The 20,163-nt window shown below is 45.1% G+C and carries 16 protein-coding genes; 7 read left to right on the top strand and 9 right to left on the bottom strand.

Going from position 1 to position 20,163, the window contains the following annotated elements; translation table 11 throughout:
* Nucleotides 1–17 precede the first annotated feature (17 nt).
* Nucleotides 18–1,283 (bottom strand): glucose-1-phosphate adenylyltransferase, encoded by a 1,266-nt coding sequence (gene glgC / locus O9X84_RS11665; protein ID WP_269519945.1) that lies wholly within the window; start codon nucleotides 1,281–1,283, stop codon nucleotides 18–20.
* Between the two features lie 427 nt (nucleotides 1,284–1,710).
* On the opposite strand from glgC, the gene O9X84_RS11660 reads away from it, so the two are divergent.
* Both O9X84_RS11660 and O9X84_RS11655 read left to right on the top strand, forming a co-directional pair.
* Nucleotides 1,711–2,244 (top strand): SRPBCC family protein, encoded by a 534-nt coding sequence (locus tag O9X84_RS11660; protein WP_269519944.1) that lies wholly within the window; start codon nucleotides 1,711–1,713, stop codon nucleotides 2,242–2,244.
* 35 nt (nucleotides 2,245–2,279) lie between these two features.
* Entirely contained in the window at nucleotides 2,280–3,440 is a 1,161-nt protein-coding gene (locus O9X84_RS11655; protein WP_269519943.1) for an MFS transporter, read from the top strand.
* Between the two features lie 33 nt (nucleotides 3,441–3,473).
* Here O9X84_RS11655 and O9X84_RS11650 read toward each other — a convergent pair whose 3' ends face one another.
* From O9X84_RS11650 to O9X84_RS11625, 6 genes are read right to left on the bottom strand one after another with little or no spacing between them, the layout of a single operon-like run.
* Nucleotides 3,474–4,373 (bottom strand): hydroxymethylglutaryl-CoA lyase, encoded by a 900-nt coding sequence (locus O9X84_RS11650; protein ID WP_269519942.1) that lies wholly within the window; start codon nucleotides 4,371–4,373, stop codon nucleotides 3,474–3,476.
* A 5-nt stretch (nucleotides 4,374–4,378) separates the two neighbouring features.
* Complete coding sequence (locus tag O9X84_RS11645; protein WP_269519940.1) at nucleotides 4,379–6,397, bottom strand: acetyl/propionyl/methylcrotonyl-CoA carboxylase subunit alpha; 2,019 nt, start codon at nucleotides 6,395–6,397, stop codon at nucleotides 4,379–4,381.
* A complete protein-coding gene (locus tag O9X84_RS11640) occupies nucleotides 6,397–7,206 on the bottom strand; it encodes an enoyl-CoA hydratase/isomerase family protein (RefSeq protein ID WP_269519938.1) in 810 nt (269 codons plus the stop codon). The genes O9X84_RS11645 and O9X84_RS11640 overlap by 1 nt, the downstream gene beginning before the upstream one ends.
* Before the next feature lie 11 nt (nucleotides 7,207–7,217).
* Nucleotides 7,218–8,825 (bottom strand): carboxyl transferase domain-containing protein, encoded by a 1,608-nt coding sequence (locus O9X84_RS11635; RefSeq protein WP_269519937.1) that lies wholly within the window; start codon nucleotides 8,823–8,825, stop codon nucleotides 7,218–7,220.
* A 46-nt stretch (nucleotides 8,826–8,871) separates the two neighbouring features.
* Nucleotides 8,872–10,041 (bottom strand): isovaleryl-CoA dehydrogenase, encoded by a 1,170-nt coding sequence (locus O9X84_RS11630; protein WP_269519936.1) that lies wholly within the window; start codon nucleotides 10,039–10,041, stop codon nucleotides 8,872–8,874.
* Nucleotides 10,038–10,445 carry a MerR family transcriptional regulator gene (locus O9X84_RS11625; RefSeq protein WP_032095765.1) on the bottom strand — a complete coding sequence of 136 codons (408 nt, stop codon included), beginning with the start codon at nucleotides 10,443–10,445 and terminating at the stop codon, nucleotides 10,038–10,040. The genes O9X84_RS11630 and O9X84_RS11625 overlap by 4 nt, the downstream gene beginning before the upstream one ends.
* Nucleotides 10,446–10,803: 358 nt before the next feature.
* Between O9X84_RS11625 and O9X84_RS11620 the strand changes: the two genes are divergently transcribed.
* The 4 genes from O9X84_RS11620 (at nucleotide 10,804) to O9X84_RS11605 (ending at nucleotide 16,041) form a co-directional block, all read left to right on the top strand.
* Nucleotides 10,804–11,979, top strand: a complete 1,176-nt coding sequence (locus tag O9X84_RS11620; protein ID WP_269519935.1) for a thiolase family protein — start codon at nucleotides 10,804–10,806, stop codon at nucleotides 11,977–11,979.
* A gap of 323 nt (nucleotides 11,980–12,302) precedes the next feature.
* Nucleotides 12,303–13,253 carry an alpha/beta hydrolase family protein gene (locus tag O9X84_RS11615; RefSeq protein WP_269519934.1) on the top strand — a complete coding sequence of 317 codons (951 nt, stop codon included), beginning with the start codon at nucleotides 12,303–12,305 and terminating at the stop codon, nucleotides 13,251–13,253.
* Nucleotides 13,246–14,481, top strand: a complete 1,236-nt coding sequence (gene kynU / locus O9X84_RS11610; RefSeq protein WP_269519932.1) for a kynureninase — start codon at nucleotides 13,246–13,248, stop codon at nucleotides 14,479–14,481. Before O9X84_RS11615 ends, kynU begins: the two co-directional genes overlap by 8 nt.
* A gap of 117 nt (nucleotides 14,482–14,598) precedes the next feature.
* Nucleotides 14,599–16,041 (top strand): diguanylate cyclase, encoded by a 1,443-nt coding sequence (locus tag O9X84_RS11605; RefSeq protein ID WP_269519931.1) that lies wholly within the window; start codon nucleotides 14,599–14,601, stop codon nucleotides 16,039–16,041.
* Nucleotides 16,042–16,124: 83 nt separating this feature from the next.
* Here the strand turns inward: O9X84_RS11605 and O9X84_RS11600 are convergent, their stop codons facing one another.
* Together O9X84_RS11600 and sbcB are read right to left on the bottom strand one after the other, a co-directional pair.
* Complete coding sequence (locus O9X84_RS11600; protein ID WP_269519930.1) at nucleotides 16,125–17,780, bottom strand: DUF342 domain-containing protein; 1,656 nt, start codon at nucleotides 17,778–17,780, stop codon at nucleotides 16,125–16,127.
* 181 nt (nucleotides 17,781–17,961) lie between these two features.
* A complete protein-coding gene (gene sbcB, locus O9X84_RS11595; RefSeq protein WP_269519928.1) occupies nucleotides 17,962–19,392 on the bottom strand; it encodes an exodeoxyribonuclease I in 1,431 nt (476 codons plus the stop codon).
* Nucleotides 19,393–19,722: 330 nt separating this feature from the next.
* Between sbcB and O9X84_RS11590 the strand changes: the two genes are divergently transcribed.
* Nucleotides 19,723–20,142: a CBS domain-containing protein gene (locus O9X84_RS11590; protein WP_269519927.1), complete on the top strand. Its 420-nt coding sequence runs from the start codon at nucleotides 19,723–19,725 to the stop codon at nucleotides 20,140–20,142.
* Nucleotides 20,143–20,163 lie beyond the last annotated feature (21 nt).

The raw sequence follows: 20,163 nt of genomic DNA, 5'->3' as shown, positions 1-20,163 counted from the left end.
GTTAAATTGCTAGGCGCTTAGTATGCGCCTACGTGTTGACCTAACATTTCACGAGTAACGAGTACTACGCCTTTTTCCGATACTCGGAATCCTCTGGCACGGTCTTCCTCATGGTCATAGCCAATGACAGTGCCTTCAGGGATAACGCAGCCTCTGTCAATGATTACCTTTCTCAATTTGCACCCGCGCATAATTTCAACACCAGGCAGTATGACTGCATCTTCAATCAATCCGTATGAGTGCACGCGAACGTTTGAAAAGCAGATTGAATTTCGAAGAGTAGAGCCAGAGATAATACAGCCGCCAGACACCACTGAGTTGATGGCTTCGCCCCGTCTATCATCGTCTTCCCACACAAACTTCGCAGGTGGCAATTGTTCTTGATAAGTCCAGATAGGCCATTTTTTGTCATAAAGGTTAAGCTGCGGAACCGGTGATACCATTTCCATGTTAGCGTCCCAGAATGAGTCAAGTGTACCCACATCTCGCCAATACGCTTTCTCACCGTCGTCGGCTTCAAAGGGAAACGCATGAACCAAGTGCTCTTCAATGATGGAAGGAATGATATCTTTACCAAAGTCTCGTTGAGAGCCTCTGTTCTTAGAATCTACACGCAGCTGTTCAAATAAAAACTCAGTATCAAAGACATAATTGCCCATTGATGCCAGACAACGAGTGTCGTCGTGAGGAAGCGGAGTAGGGTGTTCCGGTTTTTCTTCAAAGCCGTTTATACGGTATGACTCATCTACCGACATCACACCGAACGAGCCAGCAGCCTCCTCAATAGGTACAGACATGCATGACACCGTCATTTTAGCGCCAGATTCAACGTGTTTAGCCAGCATGTCGCCGTAATCCATACGATAAATATGATCGCCTGATAAAATCATCACATACTTTGGAAGTTCATCCCTAATGATATCAATATTTTGAAATACCGCGTCTGCGGTTCCCTCGTACCAATTATCTGAAAAACGCTGAGAGGCTGGTAGAATTTCTACAGATTCACCTAACTCTCTTTTGAAATGGCCCCAACCGCGAACAAGATGGCGAATAAGAGAGTGGGATTTGTATTGCGTGACAACACCAACGCGTTTTATTCCCGAGTTAATACAATTTGATAAAGGAAAATCAATGATTCTGAATTTACCACCAAAATATAGCGCAGGTTTTGCTCTCCATTCTGTGAGCTCGTGTAACCTAGAGCCTTTACCACCAGCTAGAATTAACGCATAGGTATCACGAGTAAGGTTGCTTATGTAACGAGAACTTCGGTCAGTCATCTGTTAAAAACTCCTGTTTATTAAACGGTGCAGGCCTAAAACGATGGAAGTGCTATCGCGATTAGGTTGGCTGTATGCGCTCTTTGATTATAAAATTCTAGGGAAGCACGCTGACAGACACGTGGTCTTTCTACTACTCATATTACAGAACAACCGTGAAAATAATAGGTTGAATTGATAACTTTATATGACTTTTCCATTAACATTTATGTCGATGATGGCGCTTTATTTTGTTTTATACATTTAAGAGTAAAGCGCCCTAGGTGTATTGGGCTTATCAGGACCGAGCCATTATGGCAATTTTGCGGGGTACTTCGGTTATTTAATAAGAACACTTGTCAGTTAAAAGCGTTTTCGTGCAAATGCACAATGACATTTGTTAATTAAATGTTATATTTTAATGCCAGTGACTAAAGAGGAGTAGAACATGGGTGTATTAAAAAAGTTGTTGTTTACGATAAGTGGTTTGATTGTTCTTGTGATTGTCTGCAGCTTCTTTATGTCTCAAAAATACTCCGTGGAACGCAGTATCATCATTGACGCAGAAACGTCAGAGGTCTATCCGTACTTAGTGAACTTAAAGCAATGGGAAAAATGGGGGGTATGGTTCAAACGAGACCCAAATATGGAACTTACCTATGAGGGGCCAGACCGGGCCATCGGAATGCGACTTGAGTGGAAAAGTAATACCGAGGGCGATGGGGAAATGGAAATCACCCAACTAGAGCACAATAGCAAAGTAGGTTACACACTTTATTTCCCAGAAATGGATATGGGGTCTAACGGCGTTGTAGAAATTGAAGCCATTGAAAGTGGAAGCCGGGTAACCTGGCGCGATGAAGGTACAGTGGATAACAACCCGATTAACAAGCTGTTTGTTTTATTTATAGATGACATTATAGGCCCCGATTTCGCAATGGGCTTAGAGAATTTGAAGACTGTGGTTGAAAACAATGCGTAAATACTCAGCCTCTTAATAAAAAACGAATTTACACGATGGCTAAGAAAAAGCACCTATTGGTAACTGGCTTATCCTTTAATAAATTAGCCGATTTACTTATTTCTGCGAAAACCACGCTTCCCGCCTTACTCATTATTCTGGGCGCTCCGGCTTGGATGGTAGGGTGGTTGGTTCCAATACGCGAATCTGGTGCACTCTTGCCTCAAGTGCTCATTAGCATGTATCTACGTAACAATGTCGCTAGGTATGTAGTGTGGCGTGTGGGTATATGTATTCAAATTGCTGCAGTGGCGGGAATATTGTGCTCTGCACTCTTTCTTGAAGGTTTTAACGCTGGGCTGTGTATTTTAGGTTTTCTCATACTGCTGAGCTTAGGTCGTTCTGCATGCTCGTTAACCGTTAAAGACATTGAAGCAGATGTAGTGCCTAAAGGGGAACGGGGTAATCTTGTTGGATTGGCGTCTACTATTTCAGGCGTAATGACGCTGCTGGTTGCAGTTCCTCTACTCATTTTTAATGATACGTTTAAAGATAATGCCTTACTGGGCGTTTTATTTTGCGCTGTGTTGTCGTTCACGATTACGCTGTTATGCATGTTCAATTTGAAAACAAAGGTAGAGGACAACGGCGATGATAACGGAAAAATGTTTTCTATCCGTTTCGATAAAACCGTTTATCAGTTTGTCTTTGTGCGAGGTCTCTTTGTTCATTCTGCGCTGGTTGCCCCATATTTTATGCTAGAAAACGGTGATAATGCGCAAAAGTTATTACCCATTTATATTGCCGCTCAAGCATTAGCATCGATGTGCTCTTCGTTACTTTGGGGAAAGGTTGCCGACCACAGCGCTAAGCTAACACTGCAAATAGCGGGCGTGCTTACTGTAGCTGCTTGCGTGGGGCTACTTATTATAGAGTCTGACACGCTTATTATTTCTGCCATTTTGTTCTTTGTTTTGTCTATCGCCCACTCAGGTGTTAGAACGGGACGAAAGACATACAGTTTGGATGTGAAAGAAGGGCAGGAGCGAACAGAGCTTGTCGGGTTTTCTAACACTGCTATTGGGGTTATCTTACTCACCTTCGGTGCGGTATATGCCGCGATAAGCCCACTTTTGTCGTTCTCGGTGGTGTATATTATGACCGCTATGATGGTGTTAGCCACTATGGCCACGCTCATATTACCAAACGAAAAATAAACTCAAGTCGCGCTCATCGCTCAAGCCTGCGCGCTAGTTAGTTAAGAGCGCGTTTGCCACTTTGGAGGCAGGAGATTTATTGATCACCTTTGAGATAAAGTCTGTTGCTACAAGCAGCTTTTGCATATCAATATTTGTTTCTATGCCCATGCCATTTAACATATAAAGTACATCTTCAGTAGCCACATTACCGCTTGCACCTTTAGCGTAAGGGCAGCCGCCTAAGCCTGCCGCAGCAGAATCAATGGATGCCACTCCGTATTGCAACGCTGCGTAAATATTGACAAGGGCTTGACCATAGGTATCGTGAAAGTGAACGGCAACATCGTCGACGGACAACACAGTTAACACACTATCGAGTAAGCGCTGAGTTGCCGCAGGTGTACCTGTGCCTATGGTATCGCCTAATGATATCTCATAGCAGCCCATGTCGAGTAGCTGCCTAGATACCTTTGAAACCGCACTAGGCGCTATTTCACCTTCATAAGGGCAACCCATCACACATGATACATATCCACGTACTTTGATGTTATGGGCACTGGCTTTTTCAATAACGGGTTCAAATTTCTGCAAACTCTCGTCAATTGAACAGTTTATGTTTTTCTTAGAAAACGACTCAGAGGCAGCACCAAAAACTGCTACCTCTGTCACTCCAGCCTCTATGGCAGCGTCCAACCCTTTAACGTTTGGGGTTAGGGCTGAATAGACAATAGCGTTGGCTTTGTTGATGCCGGCAAATACGTTGCCAGTGTCAGCCATTTGCGGTACCCACTTAGGGGAAACAAAACTTCCAGCCTCAATGCGTTTTAGCCCTGTTTGAGACAGCAAGTTGATAAACGCAATTTTGTCATCAACCGTTACGATGGACTTTTCATTTTGAAGACCATCTCTTGCCCCAACTTCAACAATACTGACGTGCTGTGGTATACCCATGGCGACTACGCTCCCTGTGCGTCGGCACTTGTGAATTCAAGCAGCGCCGCGCCGCCGTCTACCAATTCACCGGGCTCAAAGTAAAAGCTATCCACAACACCATCGCTAGGCGCTACAATGCTGTGTTCCATTTTCATGGCTTCCATAACGAGGATTGGCTCTCCTTTTTTAACCATTTCACCGCATTTCACTAGGTGGGCCACTATGGTGCCATTCATAGGGGCATCGAAATTCGTGTTACCACTATTTTCATCGTCATCGCCCTGTGAAGGAGTAACAACACTGAAGTTAATATGCGTATCTTGGTTGTATAAGCCAAAATCGCCATCGCTGACTGCGACGGTGTAATTCGATTTACTCCCTGCTACGTCAACACTAAGCTTGTGCTCATTCAGAACGCCGCTGACTTTAACCGTTGAATTTGCCGTGGTAATTTCCCACGCCGCAGATGCATCGGCATTAAACACATGACACACCGTTACCGTGAATTCTTCTTCGCCAACTAATAGCGTAAGCTGTTCTTTGTGGGACGCGTTCGCACGCCATGCACCGGCCGTAAACCACGGTGATGAGCTTGCGCTGTCAGCAGCTAAGCCTTTTTCAAAACGGCGACGTAATACGGCTAATATCGCCATTACCGGTAACTTTGCCTGAATGTCGCGCTTAGCCTCAGCAAATAATGCGTCGTTGTGTTTTTCAACAAAGGTTGTGGTTAATTCTGCAGCCTCAAATGCGCTATTACTTGCTACGCGCTTTAGAAAATCGATATTGGTTGTTACACCCGCAATATGATAATCGCCAAGGGCATGCAGTAATCTTTTAAGCGCGATATCACGAGATTCACCCCATACCACAAGCTTTGCAATCATAGGGTCGTAATAAACACTCACCTCGTCACCTTGCACAACACCGGTGTCTACTCGTATAAGTGAAGACTCTTCAGGTGGTTGCAACAGATGCAGAACACCGGTGGACGGTAAGAAGTTATTGGCTGGATCTTCAGCGTAAATACGGGCCTCAAAAGCGTGACCGTTTAAAGTGAGTTGCTGCTGGGTTTTGGGAAGCGTATTGCCTTCTGCTACACTCAGCTGCCACTGAACTAAGTCTTCGCCTGTAATCATCTCCGTTACAGGGTGTTCTACCTGAAGGCGGGTATTCATTTCCATAAAGTAGAACGAGCCGTCCTCATCTAACAAAAACTCGACGGTGCCAGCACCTTCATAATTAATCGCTTTTGCTGCCAATATTGCCGCTTCACCCATACTTTCCCGAATGCTCTGGGTCATGTTTGGCGCAGGCGCTTCCTCAATAATTTTTTGATGACGACGCTGTACCGAGCAGTCGCGCTCAAATAGGTACACACCGTTGCCATGGCTATCGCAGAATACTTGAATTTCTACATGGCGAGGACGAGTAAGATACTTTTCTACAAGCATATGGTCGTCGCCAAAGCTTGCCATAGACTCGCGTTTTGCCGCGTTAAGCGCCTGAGTGAATTCGCTTTCGTTCCACACCTGACGCATACCTTTACCGCCGCCACCAGCGGCCGCTTTTAGTAATACTGGGTAGCCCATGTCATCCGCGGCTTGTTTAAGTGTGGACTCTTGCTGATCATCACCATGGTAGCCTGGTACTAGCGGTACACCCGCTTCTTCCATAATGCGTTTGGCCGCAGATTTAGAGCCCATGGCTTCAATAGCAGATGCTGGCGGCCCCACAAAAATAATATCGTTAGACTTACAGAGATTGGCAAACTCTGCGTTTTCCGATAGAAAACCATACCCAGGATGAATCGCGTCAACGCCCAGTGCTTTGGCGTGCTCAATAATAAGCTCGCTGCGTAAATAGCTATCCTTTGAGGGGGATGGCCCAAGATGAATGGCTTCGTCGGCCATAGCAACGTGACGAGCATTAATATCTGCATCAGAATAAACGGCGACGGTTTTTATACCTAGATGCTTGGCCGTCTTCATCACGCGACATGCTATTTCGCCGCGGTTTGCCACTAAGAGTTTATTTATCATTATTTTGCCTCCAACCAAGCTGCTTTGCGCTTTTCAAGAAATGCACTCAGGCCTTCTTGGCCTTCTTCAGAAGTTCTTACTTTGGCGATGAGTTTGCTGGTATCGTTTAACATGTCGCTGTCTATAGGTTTATGTGATACCCACTGAACTAACGCCTTTGACTGGGAGACGGCTTGTGGACCGTTCTTCAAAATACTGGCAACAATATCGTTCACCGTGCTGTCTAGGTCTTCTTCATTAACCGCTTCGCTGAGCAAGCCCAAACGTCTGGCTCGTCTTGCAGAAAACACTTCAGCCGTTTGAAAGTATCGTCTACACACCCGTGCCCCCATTGCTTCAATCACATAGGGGCTGATGGTGGCAGGCACTAAACCAATTTTCACTTCACTTAAGCAAAAGTTGGTTAGCTTGCTGCCGATGGCGATATCACAGCAGGCGATAAGTCCTACGGCTCCGCCGAAGGCAGCACCTTGCACTCTTGCAATAGTGGGTTTTGGCAGCGTATAAAGTGTATGAAGCATTGAGGCGAGCCCCATGGCATCTTCATGGTTTTGTGCTTCGGTGTAACTGGCCATTTTCTTCATCCAGTTAAGATCGGCACCAGCACTAAAACTCTTTCCTTCAGCTCGTAATATCAGCGCTCGAACTGAGTCATCGCTACCCGCCTTCTTGAAAAGCCTTTCTAATTCAGCAATCATGTCATCGTTAAATGCATTGTGCTTTTCAGCACGGTTCAAGGTAACGATAGCTATATTGTTGGCATCAACGTGATAGGTTACTGCGGTGTTGTCTGTTGGCGTGTTGTCCATTCGTGCTGCTCCTACATTCTAAATATGCCGAATTGCGTTTCTTCAATTGGCTTATTAAGTGCTGCAGATAATGACAAACCCAAAACTAAACGCGTATCTGCGGGATCAATGACACCGTCGTCCCATAGTCTCGCTGATGCGAAATAGGGGTGACCTTGCTCTTCGTATTTATCAACAACAGGCTGTTTAAATTGTTTTTCTTCTTCTTCGCTCCAGCTTTCGCCAGCACGCTCTTTTTGATCCCGTTTAACCTGCGCCAATACGCCAGCTGCTTGTTCACCGCCCATCACTGAGATACGTGCATTGGGCCACATGAACATAAAGCGCGGGTCGTATGCTCTGCCGCACATGCCGTAGTTACCAGCACCAAAACTTCCGCCAATAAGCACCGTTAGTTTAGGTACATTGGCACAGGCTACAGCCGTTACCATTTTGGCGCCGTGTTTCGCAATGCCGCCATGCTCGTACTGTTTACCCACCATAAAGCCGGTGATGTTTTGTAAGAATATAAGTGGGATTTTCCGCTGAGCGCAAAGCTCGACGAAGTGTGCCCCCTTCATGGCGCTTTCACCGAATAGGATCCCATTATTGGCAACGATGCCAACTGGATTGCCGTAAAGGCGGGCGAAGCCGCACACAAGAGTGGTGCCGTAAAGTGGTTTAAACTCATCAAAGTCGGAGTCATCCACAATGCGAGCGATGATCTCTCTCACGTCAAAAGTCTGCCTGCTATCTTTAGGTACAATCCCGTAAATTTCTTTCGGATCGAACTTAGGTGGCTTAGGCTCTTTTACATCGGGAAGATGCGGCTTTTCTCTGTTAAGGCGTGACACTGCGTTTCGAGCAAGCGATAAGGCGTGGTGATCATTATTGGCTAATTGATCAGCAACTCCAGAAATGCGGGTATGAACATCTCCGCCACCTAGTTCTTCAGCGGTAACCACTTCACCAGTGGCCGCTTTTACCAGCGGTGGGCCGCCAAGAAATATGGTGGCTTGTTCTTTCACAATAATACTTTCATCAGCCATGGCGGGAACGTAGGCACCACCTGCGGTGCATGAACCCATCACTACCGCAATTTGCGGAATATTTTTCGCCGACATATTCGCTTGATTGAAAAAGATTCGACCAAAATGCTCTCTGTCAGGAAATACTTCATCTTGACGAGGTAAGTTTGCGCCACCTGAGTCTACAAGATAGATACAAGGTAGGTTGTTCTGCTCGGCAATTGTCTGTGCTCTCAAGTGTTTTTTAACAGTAAGAGGGTAGTAGGTGCCGCCTTTGACCGTGGCGTCGTTAGCCACAATCATGCATTCAGTGCCGGCAACCATACCGATACCCGCTACCACACCCGCACATGGTACGTAGTCGTCATAGACTTCCCATGCTGCGAGCTGGCCAATTTCAAGAAATGGCGTGTCTTCGTCGAGCAGCGCGTTAATGCGGTCTCGAGGAAGAAGCTTGCCTCTTGAAATGTGACGTTCGGCGGCTTTTTCTCCGCCGCCCTGTGCGATTTTCATTATTTTTTCATGCAAGTCATCAACTTGCGCCTGCATATGTTCGCGGTTTGCTGCGAACGTATCAGATTTGGTATTTACACTTGAACGTAGAACGGGCATACCCCCTCCTGTGTTTTAGCACGTCGATTGCGGCGCTATTAAATGGTTACTTAGATTCGTTAAATAGCTCTCGGCCTATCAGCATACGTCTAATTTCAGAGGTACCTGCGCCTATTTCATACAGCTTGGCATCGCGTAAAAGACGACCTGTAGGGTATTCGTTGATATAGCCGTTACCACCGAGCAATTGAATGGCATCCAGCGCTATTTTCGTTGCTAGCTCAGCAGAGTAAAGAATGGCGCCTGCCGCATCTTTTCGAGTGGTTTCGCCGCGATCGCAAGACTTCGCTACTGCATACACATAGGCTCTTGATGCATTCATTTGCGTATACATGTCGGCAACTTTGCCCTGTACTAGCTGAAACTGGCCGATGGATTGACCGAACTGCTCTCGATCGTGTACATAAGGCACTACAATATCCATGCAGGCTTGCATGATCCCAAGTGGACCGCCAGAGAGCACAAGTCTCTCGTAGTCTAAGCCACTCATTAATACGCGAACGCCTTCGCCTTCTTTGCCTAAAATATTTTCAGCTGGTACTTCACAGTCTTCAAACACGAGTTCACACGTATTCGATGAGCGCATGCCAAGCTTGTCTAATTTTTGTGCTCGGCTAAATCCTGGGAAGTCGCGCTCTACGATGAAGGCCGTAATGCCACGCGGGCCGGCTGCTGGGTCGGTTTTCGCATAGATTACAAAGGTGTGGGCATCTGGACCATTGGTGATCCACATTTTGTTACCGTTTAAAATGTATTTGTCGCCTCGCTTTTCGGCGCGAAGTTTCATACTTACCACGTCAGAACCGGCATTTGGCTCACTCATCGCAAGGGCGCCAATATGCTCACCAGAGACAAGTTTTGGAAGGTACTTTTCTCGTTGGGCTTCGTTACCGTTGCGGTATATTTGGTTGATACATAAGTTTGAGTGAGCGCCATAACTTAAGCCGATGCCGCCAGAGGCACGGCTTACTTCTTCCATGGCAATAGTATGGGCTAAATAACCCATTCCTGAGCCGCCATACTGCTCTGACACTGTCACGCCGTTAAGGCCCATATCGCCAAGCTTTGTCCAAAGCTGGTTAGGGAACTGGTTATCTTCGTCAGCCTGTGCCGCAAGTGGAGCAATTTCGTTTTGAGCAAACTGATAGACCTGATCTCGAAGCATATCGATTTCTTCGCCAAGTCCAAAATTCATCGTAGGGTAGGAGGTGTTCATGCAATTTTTCCTCGTTTAAGTTCTGCGAGTTCTTCTCTACATCTGGTTTCAACGTCGTCCAGTTCTGTCATCAACATTTGTATGTCTTCTAATTGTTGATTAAGCACTGCACGTTTTTGCTCGGACATTTCTAGCATCGCTTCTAACTGAACGGCCGAGTTTGGATTACTGTCGTACATGTCAAATAGGGTCTTTACTTCGGCAAGTGAAAAGCCAAGGCGCTTGCCGCGCAATATTAGCTTTAGGCGAACTCGGTCTTTATTTAAATAAACACGGTTTTGCCCAGTGCGAGTGGGAGATAGAAGCCCTTGCTCTTCGTAAAAACGAATGGAGCGGGGCGTAATATCGAACTCTCTCGCAAGCTCACCAATGGCGAAAGTAGTTTCATTGTCCGACTGACTCATTACATGTACCTTGTCGTATAGCATTTTCTTGCTGTCCAAAATTTAAACGTGGACTCATGTCCTTAACGTTGCGCGTATACTTCGAGTGCGCATACCTAACTGCCATTTCTTGTATTACGCTTGGGCTGTTCTTACTCTTTGTGGTGTAAGAATGTTGCGTTTGGTTGACAGATCCCTGTTACAGGTTTACGTTAACGTTAATTACATTTTACGTAAAGGTAAAGTAACATTTTGCTAACGTCAATTTTTCATGATGACGGTCTTTGTTTAGCACGGTTCAAGGTGTTTACTTTTTTATACATGGCGCAAAGTGAACGCATTTAAGTAATTGAAAAAATTAAATATTAAAGGTGTGATTATGAGTGATAGAACAGTAGTTATTGTTGCAGCTAAGCGTACGCCAATGGGCGGTTTTAACGGTAGCCTAGCGCCAGTGAGTGCAACAGATTTAGGTAATGTGGCGATTAAAGCGGCGTGTGAAAGCATAGATGTCTCTCAAATTGACGAAGTGGTAATGGGCTGTGTATTGCCAGCGGGTCTCGGTCAATCACCTGCGCGTCAAGCGTCGCTAGGTGCTGGTTTACCGCTAAGTGCAGGTGTTACCACAATTAACAAAGTTTGTGGTTCAGGGCTGAAGGCCGTCATGCTTGCCCATGATCTAATTAAAGCGGGAAGTGCAGACACGGTTGTTGCCGGTGGTATGGAAAGTATGAGTAATGCACCCTATATGCTGCCAAAAGCTCGTTCTGGTTATCGAATGGGACACGGCCAAGTGCTCGATCATATGATGCTGGATGGACTTGAAAACGCCTACGACGGAAAAGCAATGGGGTGCTTCGCTCAAGACACCGCCGACAGTGAAAACATTACTCGAGAAGAAATGGATGAGTTCGCATTAAGCTCTCTGTCAAAGGCTCATGAAGCCATTAATAGCGGAACCTTTGGTGACGAAATTGCAAAAGTTACGATTTCTGGTCGCAAGGGCGATGTGGTTGTCGATACCGATGAAGGTCCTGGCTCAGCCCGCCCAGAAAAAATTCCATCACTTCGACCTGCTTTCAAAAAAGACGGCACCGTTACAGCCGCAAACTCCAGCTCAATTTCAGACGGTGCAGCAGCACTAGTAGTAATGAGCGAAGAAAAAGCAAAAGAAATGGGGCTAACGCCGCTAGCCAAAGTGGTGGCCCACGCAACACATTCTATTGAGCCAGAAAACTTTACCGTAGCCCCAGTAGGTGCAATGGAAAAGGTACTAAGCAAGGCGGGTTGGACAAAAGAAGAAGTAGACCTGTTTGAAATAAACGAAGCATTTGCCATGGTCACAATGCTTGCCATTAAAAAGTTAGGCCTCGATGAGAGTAAAGTAAACGTAAAGGGAGGCGCTTGTGCGCTTGGCCATCCAATTGGCGCTTCGGGTGCTCGGTTACTTGTTACATTGCTTCATGCGCTTAAACAGCGCAATGAAAAGCGTGGCATTGCCTCTTTGTGTATTGGCGGTGGTGAAGGTGTAGCTCTTGCCGTTGAGATGCTGTAGATTACATTCATACAACGATTTTTACTGTGTGAACAGTAATCGAGTGTAATTAAACGCACTTAACAGCGGTTAGGTAGCTAGGAAGATTATTCACTATGTAAGTACATCGATAAGTACATAAATAGTTACATAATTTTAATAGTCGAAATGGCACCATTTGTGGTGCCATTTATGTTTAAATAATCAAAAAATACATAATAAGAACGTTATATGAAGTTTAAAACTTACTCTGCCAAAATAGTTTTTATTTACTTAGACGCCAATGTAAACGTCGGTGCCAATGCAAGCGCCTACAAAAACGCATCTTCAAAATTAGCGCTGTCATGAACTGGGCTGCTACGGATTGGCATGAGAAAGCCTGGCCTGTAATGTTCAGGTTACCGAATAAATTACTTTTGCTAGTCGTTACCATGTTGACCTTGGCCGGGTGTTCATCACTGACAGCTGTCGATGAAAAACACAGCGAAATTAAGACGCCAGAAACATTAGCCACCTTTGACCAAGTTCCCTACAGCTCACTATTATTGCTGCCTAAAACTGTGCCTACGCGCATAATTTCTTACGGCAGCGATGCGCTTCAAACGGTGTCAGTGTACGAAGCACAAAAAGATAGCGGGGGAGTAAGCTCTTCTAACTCTGCGATTATTTTTGTTCACGGCGGCTGCTGGCTAAATGCATACGATGCTTCCCATGGCGCTGGCTTCTATTCAGCGTTGGCTAACACAGGCATCGATACTTACGCGGTGGAATACAGAAGAACCGGCGATGAGGGCGGAGGTTGGCCTGGCAGTTTTCACGATATTCAAGACGCGATAAACACAATAACGCACTCACTTTCCCAAACAAACGAAGAAAAAAATGTATTCATTGTAGGCCACTCGGCGGGAGGCCATTTGGCCCTGCTTGCTGCCGCTTCTCAGCTAAATATACCGAAGAGCATAAATATAAAAGCCGTTATCGGCCTTGCAGCAATTACCAATGTAACCGAGTACGCCAAGGGTACAAATAGCTGTCAAACCGCTACGCCTGATTTTATGGGCGGCAAGCCCGAAGTACGTGTTGAGGCGTATAAGCAAGCAACACCACATTTAGAGCGTATTGGGTATCCGGTTGTGCTGATGCAGGGTGATTCGGACGCCATCGTGCCCGCTTCGCACAGTGAAAGCGAGCATGCCAAAACAATCTCTATTGTAAACGGTGGCCATTTTGATTGGCTACATCCTAAATCAGACTCCTACAAAGCACTCGTAAAGGTAGTGACAGCAAATGATTAACAAGGTTTTTTCCGCCAAGCAGTTAGACGATAAAGATCCCTTACGCCACGTTGTCAGTCAATTTGCACTGCCTCCCGATACCATTTACTTAGACGGGAATTCACTGGGGCCACTACCAAAGGCCGCTGAGGAGCGAGCTCGCGACGTGGTAACTAACCAGTGGGGTAAGGATTTAATAAAAAGCTGGAACTGTCACGACTGGATAAGACTCCCTCAAAAGGTTGGCGATAAAATTGGCGCGCTTATTGGGGCAGAGGCAGGGCAAGTCGTTTCCTGTGACTCAATATCCATTAATCTGTTTAAGGTGTTAAGCGCGGCGCTCAATATGCAGCCTAATAAAAAGGTGATAGCAACCACCCGTGACAACTTCCCAACCGATATTTATATGGTTCAGGGGCTACTCACGTTGCTCGGTGACGACTATAGCATTCGTTACATTGAGGAAAGTGAGATTGAAAGCCAACTATCTGATGACATCGCAGTGCTTATGCTCACTCAGGTAAACTTTCGCTCCGGTTTTAAATTGAATATGGAGACGATAACTCGCCAAGCACAGAAGCTTGGTATTCTTACATTGTGGGACTTAGCGCACAGTGCAGGGGCGTTTCCAGTTGAACTAGACAAGTGTAATGTAGATTTTGCGGTAGGTTGTACTTACAAATACCTAAACGGTGGCCCAGGTGCGCCGGCGTTTGTGTATGTAGCGCATAGACATCAACAACAATATAAGCAGCCTTTGTCAGGGTGGATGGGGCATAAATCTCCATTTGCATTTACGCCTGATTACGAAGCTGATGATTCAGTGAGTCAGAACCTATGCGGCACCCCAGGTATTTTGAGCATGAGTGTGCTTGATGCCGCTTTGTCAGTATTTGACGAAATAAGCTTGAAAGCGATAGATGAAAAATCCAAAAAGCTTCAAGCGTTTTTCGCCGCAGAAGGAAAGCGCGCAGGCCTTTGCGACTATATGGATATTGTCAGCCCTCCTATCGAAAACAGAGGAAGTCAGGTGGCGCTATCGCACCCCGAAGCCTATGCAATATGCCAGGCGTGGATTGCTGAGGGGGTTATTGCAGATTTTCGGGCCCCCAATATTTTGAGAATAGGCTTTGCACCACTTTATCTATCATTTGAAGATATTGAAGTCGCGGTGTCTAAACTGGCGGATATTATGCAGAAAAAGACATACGAAAAGGCCGAGTTTCAACGCAAGCAGCACGTTACGTAACCAGTTAACTGCAAAATCACAGAAATTCGCATAAAAACGTTCTTGAAAATATTGCAAAATGGCGGTGAAGAATGAATACTTTCTCGCTGTTTTTGCAGGTAGTGTTAATGGTAAAATTTGAAATTATTTAGCTATGTCGGATGGACAATTTTCTTTAGCGTAAATATGCTTATTTGCGCGGCATCAGCTCAAATTGAAAATGAGTTTGAGAGCGAAATACTCGACAATAGTATTGAGAATGTGACCTACTGTGTCGATCCGAATTGGGCACCCTACGAAGCCATCCGCAATAACCTTCATGTTGGTATATCTGCTGAATATCTCGATATTATCGCCGACATCGGCAATCTCTCTTTTACGTTAGTTCCTACGGAGAGCTGGCAGCAAAGCTTAGAATTTGTTCAACAAGGGCGTTGCCAAGTCATTCCAATGCTGAATACTTCAGACTATCGCCGGCAGTTTCTCGATTTTAGTCTCCCTTATTTTGAAGCCCCCAATGTGTTGATTGCAAAAGAGGGAACTGTGATGCTGCAAGGGTATGCAGGGGTAGGTAACCGAACAGTTGGCATCGTTGATGGCTATCGTCAGCTTGAATATATTTATCGTCATTACCCCAATGTACGTTTAGCGATGGTGCCGTCTGAGCGAGAAGGACTTAAGCTTCTAAGCGAAGATAAGTTCGAGGTAATGGTTGGTTCACTGCTAAGCGTGAACATGCATATCAATAATCAAAATTTAAAAGATTTAAGCATAGTGGGGTATGCAGAGCCACACGACTCACTAGCGTTTGGCGTAAACAAATCGTCGAGCTACTTAATACCAAAACTCAATTTTGCTATAGAGCGTATTCCTGAAGAAAAGAAAGTAGAAATCTATAAGCGTTGGAATAACGTTAAAATGCGCTATAGCCGCAGCTATTCTCAATTAATACTTTGGGTAAGTATCGTATTGCTTGTGTTGCTATGGTTAATCTACCGCAATCGATATGTGCGAAAATACCAACATATTGTTGCGCAAAAAGATGCTGAAATAGGTGCACTTCAAGCAACGCTTCTAGAAAAGAATCGTACGCTCGCTTTTTTATCTGCCCATGACAAAACGACTGGGCTGTATAATCGAAATCACATGATTCAGCGTGCTGAGGAGGAAATTTCTCGCTTCCTGCGTTTTCATACAACCGCAACGCTTATTCTTATCGATTTATCGCAGCGAGATCCTAACGCTAAAATTATCGATGATTTTGTACGCGAAGATGTATTAAGAAAAACAGCGGCAAGCTGTTTAAGTACAATTCGAGAAGTGGATGTGGTGTCTCGTTTTCATGAACAGTTGTTTATAATTTTGTGCCCGCAAACAGAATTGAATGCGGCAACAACTCTAGCCCATCGTTTACAAGAGCGCATAAAGCAAGAGGATGCCATTTCATCGTTAATGAGCGTGTCTATGGGTTTAGCCGAATTGAAAGGAGAAGAAGAGTTTTCAGATTGGTATGAGCGCACATTAAAAGCGTTGAATAAAGATAAACGCGAGGGTCAAAATACTATTTCGGTGGCAGAGTAAAATACTCAAGCGAACAAGCTAGCGTGCACCTTTGTGGCATATCAACAATAGACGCCGCCTATCGCAACCGCTAAACATAAAGCTTAAACGATAGGGTCGTAGTGCCACTGGTGGGCATCGTAGCGAATCTGTGAGCGGTTATACTCGCGCTCTGAACGCCAGTTTCTATTGTTTAGTTTGGCAGTAACTCCGGGATAAAGACGCTTATTCGCTATCAGCTTAACGTCAGACTGGTAGGATTCTTTTGCTCCTTTTATTTCAGAGGCTTTTCCTTCAATCCATTCAAGCAACGCCGTTTCGTTGTTAAATAACTCAAGGGCATCAGTCATTTTTTGTTTGAGTTCTTTCGGGACTTTTTTACTTTTCAGTAAATCGATTTTTTCTTTGTGCTTTGAGTTGTTTTCGCGAATTTGCTTAAGCAGCTCATCTAAGCCGTCTTTTCGCTCTAACAATAAATTAAAGCCCGGACTAAAATCTATTTTTAACGTACTGCCAGACACCGCACCTAATGTGCCAGCTTCAACACGGCCTTGGCTGATGATGTCGCAGGCAAACAAATTTCCCATAGGATTGTCTAATTGGCCTACGATAACAGCGCCGCCACAGCGCAATCTGCTGTAGGCTAGTTGTCTGCCAACAGTAACATCGCCTTTGCATTGAACCTCAACACCTTGCCCGTGCTGAACGTGAATGCTGCCTGCGGCGACTAACTTACAATGGTATTCACCATCGTTATCGTTGACCTTACCCATGGCGCCTTCAGTAATAATAATATCACCACCTGATTCAATGAATGCAGATTCTACAAAACCATTAATAGTGACATCGCCAGAGGCTTTAATTTGCATTTTTTCGGTAACATCACCGTTAACCAATACAGCACCGTCATAATTAACATGCCCAGAGCCCACATTAACGCCCGTGCAAATAAAGGTGTCGTCTATGTTCATTATTTGATCGCGGTATTTCGGCATACCAGATATCGATGAAACAAGCAGGTTTGAATCGCTGTCTGACACCACGGTACCGCTTCCCATTTTGAAATCAAGCCATTCGCCTGGTACGGAAGGAAGCTTATTGCCTTTAACGTCAAATCCTGTGCGGCCTTTTGTAGGCGCAGTGCGCTTTAGCACTGGTGTATCTACTTTTACACAAATTACTTCGCCTAAATTACGCATATCAACTCGCTCACCCGCTTGGGTTTGGGGTTTCAAAATTCTTTCTAATGCATTAGGAACTAAAGGGATGAATTTGGAGTTCTTGCCATTTCTAGGGGGGAGACCCTTAGCTATTGTGTCTTCAAGAATGTTGCCACTTTTGGCTTGTTTAGCCTGAAAAAGTAATGTTTTGATGCGCTTAGTACTTATGCCCTTAACAATTTTACTTTTCATTGCAAGAGACATTATTGAACCTATAGAGGGTAGTTTGCCGCCGTAAGGTGCCGTTAACACTAAGTTAGCCGACATATTATCCTCGGGAATACGAAACTCTACTTCGGCATTTTTTCGCTCGCCTATTCGCTCTCGTACTATCGTTTTGTCGCCAGTTTTAAAATAGTGGTTGGCAGTATCACATGCAGATTTTAGCGATTTTTCTGAAACGTACAGACCAGATGTTTCGCCGCGTTCAAGCTCAGCACGAATGTCACTGATATTGATATCGGCATCAAATAAAGATGGGTCGAGTTGAATATTTATATACGTTCTAGATTTATCGAAACTAATTGTAACGCCATTCATGACAACATAATCCTCTGAGCACACCTTGATGTGTTATCGGCCGCTCGTATTGTTACTTAATGGTACTTTTTCAGGCTGTTGTTATTATTACTTAGTGTTTGTTTTTTTCAAAACACAGCTAATTAGCAATCTAGCCATCATTTCCTTATACCCAACAATTTATTCTGATACTGGCTTTGGGTCAAAGGTTTTCAGCGTATTGGTATAACGCACGCAAAATTGCCTGCTTATCAGGGTTGTCGGCATACTCATGGGCGAGCTGTTCCAGTTGAACCAAATAAGTATCTAAGGTGATAGAGCCGTGTGATGAAGCATCGGTTAAACGGGCGTGGCGATGACGCTGCCATCGTGTCATCTCATCAGCGGTAAGGGTATTTGGAAAGTTTCTAGCGCGATATCTAAAGAGTAGCGTCCGTAAACCCTGGTGCTGGGTATTATCGGCAATAGCTATTAAGTTTTCAGGTCTCGACTCAATGACTTGTTCGCACCAGCGCCTATCTTCCTCACTTAAAAAGCCACCACTGTATAGAGCGTGGTCGATATCCTGTTCACCATGTTCATCTTCTATGTCGTAAAGAGCGACAAGCTTTTGTGCTATGTCGGGGTTGGCCACAATGGTTCTGTAGTTATCTAGACAGCGCTCGCGGTCAAGGCCTAAGCGTTGTGCATTTTCTTCAGACATGGCTTTCGCTGTGGTAACAAACGGGGACCGATTGGCGTGGATAACCTTTATGCCAGGACGCTCTTGTTTAGTCGCGAATTGCTCAGACGGGGCGTAAAGCTTTTGTTTTATCTCTTCAGGTGTGTCGTTCACTAAACTATCAACATCGTGAGATAAATCGATAGTAATAAATCCATTGCTGTTTTTAGGGTGTTTTGCAACGGGCATTATCCATGAACAACAGCCTTGGGCTGCGGGTAGCTTGGAAGAAATGTGGAGTAATACTGATGGTTTTGAGAGGTCGAATTGCTGCGTTACCGCGTGTTTACTGCGAAGAGAAAAAGCGTAGTCAAACAATCTTGGTTGTTTTTCTTTAATCAACTTTGCAAGGGCAATGGTGGCGTAAACGTCGCTTAATGCGTCGTGGGCATGACCATGTTCAAGTCCATTGGCTTTGGTAAGCAGTTCAAGTTTGAAGCTTGGCGAGCCATCATCACGCTCAGGCCAAATAATACCCTCTGGCCTTAACGCGTAGCAGGCTCGCGCTAAGTCGATGATGTCCCAGCGGCTATTACCGTTTCTCCATTCTCTTGAATACGGGTCATAGAAATTGCGATAAAACAAAAAGCGTGATACTTCATCATCAAACCGAATGCTGTTGTAACCCACGCTACACGTGTTGGGTGTCGACATTTCTTGATAAATTTTGGCTGCAAAGTCGGCTTCATTTGAGCCGTCTCGTAATGTTTGCTGGGGTGTGATACCCGTTACTAAGCAGGCTTTAGGATGGGGGAGATAGTCATTGGCTATGGCGCTCATTATATTAATGGGCTTGCCCACAATGTTTAGGTTTTCGTCGGTACGCACTGCCGCAAATTGGCAGGGTAGGTCCTTGTGGGTGTTTGTGCCAAAGGTTTCAAAGTCGTGCCATAAAAAAGTAGGTGTTTGCATAACCACCGAAATGTTCCCTTAAATTTGTGTGGCAGTTTACACTGGGATACTGCTAGCGCCAAATTTCTATCCTGTAACGCCTGCTTTAAGCCATAGAGTTTTATTTGTTGTAAGGCATTCAACATCTCTGGGGAACGGGAATTTACAATCACTTTAAGCGGTTGCTGTAAAAAAAATGTTAAGTTGGCTGGATTGAGCAAGTTTCTCGGTCTACGCTAACACTGTGAACGTTTGTCGCTTTCACAGATTTTTATAATAATTAAAATGTCGCATCGCTTATTCATTTGTAACGCTTTAACTGCAAGTAGGCGCATCGACTGGAGAATAAAGATGGAATCGTTGCAAGTCAGTGATTATATGAATACGCACCCAGTGAAATTGAATGCTGAGATGCCCGTTGCGCAGGCAGTAGAAGCTCTTCTGTCAACCCAGCAGAGTGGAGGTCCTGTTCTTGATAGTAAAGGTAAGGTAATTGGCTTTCTGTCAGAGCAAGACTGCATTGCCACCATGATAGCGTCTAGCTACTACCGAGAACAGATATGCCGGGTGGGTGATATAATGAAATCGCCGGTATTATCGGTAAAGCCCTACATGTCAGTGATTGAGCTTGCAGAGCTATTTCTGAAACAAAAACCGAAAGTGTACCCTGTTGTAGATGATGATGGCATTTTGCTAGGCTGCATCAACAGAACCTCGGTGTTAAAAGCCATTGATGTGCAATTAAATGATGGCTATCGACACGCGGTTTAACCAAATGCATTGGCTTTGTCT

Source organism: Alteromonas sp. BMJM2 (assembly GCF_027257845.1).
Lineage (GTDB): Bacteria > Pseudomonadota > Gammaproteobacteria > Enterobacterales > Alteromonadaceae > Alteromonas.
Note: the sequence above shows the minus strand (reverse complement) of the source record. Positions and strands in the feature narration are given on the sequence as shown.

What these genes read in the sequence shown, in the direction of transcription:
- glgC (WP_269519945.1), bottom strand. Translation starts at nt 1,283, where the DNA reads ATGACTGACCGAAGTTCTCGTTACATAAGCAACCTTACTCGTGATACC.
- O9X84_RS11660 (WP_269519944.1), top strand. Translation starts at nt 1,711, where the DNA reads ATGGGTGTATTAAAAAAGTTGTTGTTTACGATAAGTGGTTTGATTGTT.
- O9X84_RS11655 (WP_269519943.1), top strand. Translation starts at nt 2,280, where the DNA reads ATGGCTAAGAAAAAGCACCTATTGGTAACTGGCTTATCCTTTAATAAA.
- O9X84_RS11650 (WP_269519942.1), bottom strand. Translation starts at nt 4,373, where the DNA reads ATGGGTATACCACAGCACGTCAGTATTGTTGAAGTTGGGGCAAGAGAT.
- O9X84_RS11645 (WP_269519940.1), bottom strand. Translation starts at nt 6,397, where the DNA reads ATGATAAATAAACTCTTAGTGGCAAACCGCGGCGAAATAGCATGTCGC.
- O9X84_RS11640 (WP_269519938.1), bottom strand. Translation starts at nt 7,206, where the DNA reads ATGGACAACACGCCAACAGACAACACCGCAGTAACCTATCACGTTGAT.
- O9X84_RS11635 (WP_269519937.1), bottom strand. Translation starts at nt 8,825, where the DNA reads ATGCCCGTTCTACGTTCAAGTGTAAATACCAAATCTGATACGTTCGCA.
- O9X84_RS11630 (WP_269519936.1), bottom strand. Translation starts at nt 10,041, where the DNA reads ATGAACACCTCCTACCCTACGATGAATTTTGGACTTGGCGAAGAAATC.
- O9X84_RS11625 (WP_032095765.1), bottom strand. Translation starts at nt 10,445, where the DNA reads ATGAGTCAGTCGGACAATGAAACTACTTTCGCCATTGGTGAGCTTGCG.
- O9X84_RS11620 (WP_269519935.1), top strand. Translation starts at nt 10,804, where the DNA reads ATGAGTGATAGAACAGTAGTTATTGTTGCAGCTAAGCGTACGCCAATG.
- O9X84_RS11615 (WP_269519934.1), top strand. Translation starts at nt 12,303, where the DNA reads ATGAACTGGGCTGCTACGGATTGGCATGAGAAAGCCTGGCCTGTAATG.
- kynU (WP_269519932.1), top strand. Translation starts at nt 13,246, where the DNA reads ATGATTAACAAGGTTTTTTCCGCCAAGCAGTTAGACGATAAAGATCCC.
- O9X84_RS11600 (WP_269519930.1), bottom strand. Translation starts at nt 17,780, where the DNA reads ATGAATGGCGTTACAATTAGTTTCGATAAATCTAGAACGTATATAAAT.
- sbcB (WP_269519928.1), bottom strand. Translation starts at nt 19,392, where the DNA reads ATGCAAACACCTACTTTTTTATGGCACGACTTTGAAACCTTTGGCACA.
- O9X84_RS11590 (WP_269519927.1), top strand. Translation starts at nt 19,723, where the DNA reads ATGGAATCGTTGCAAGTCAGTGATTATATGAATACGCACCCAGTGAAA.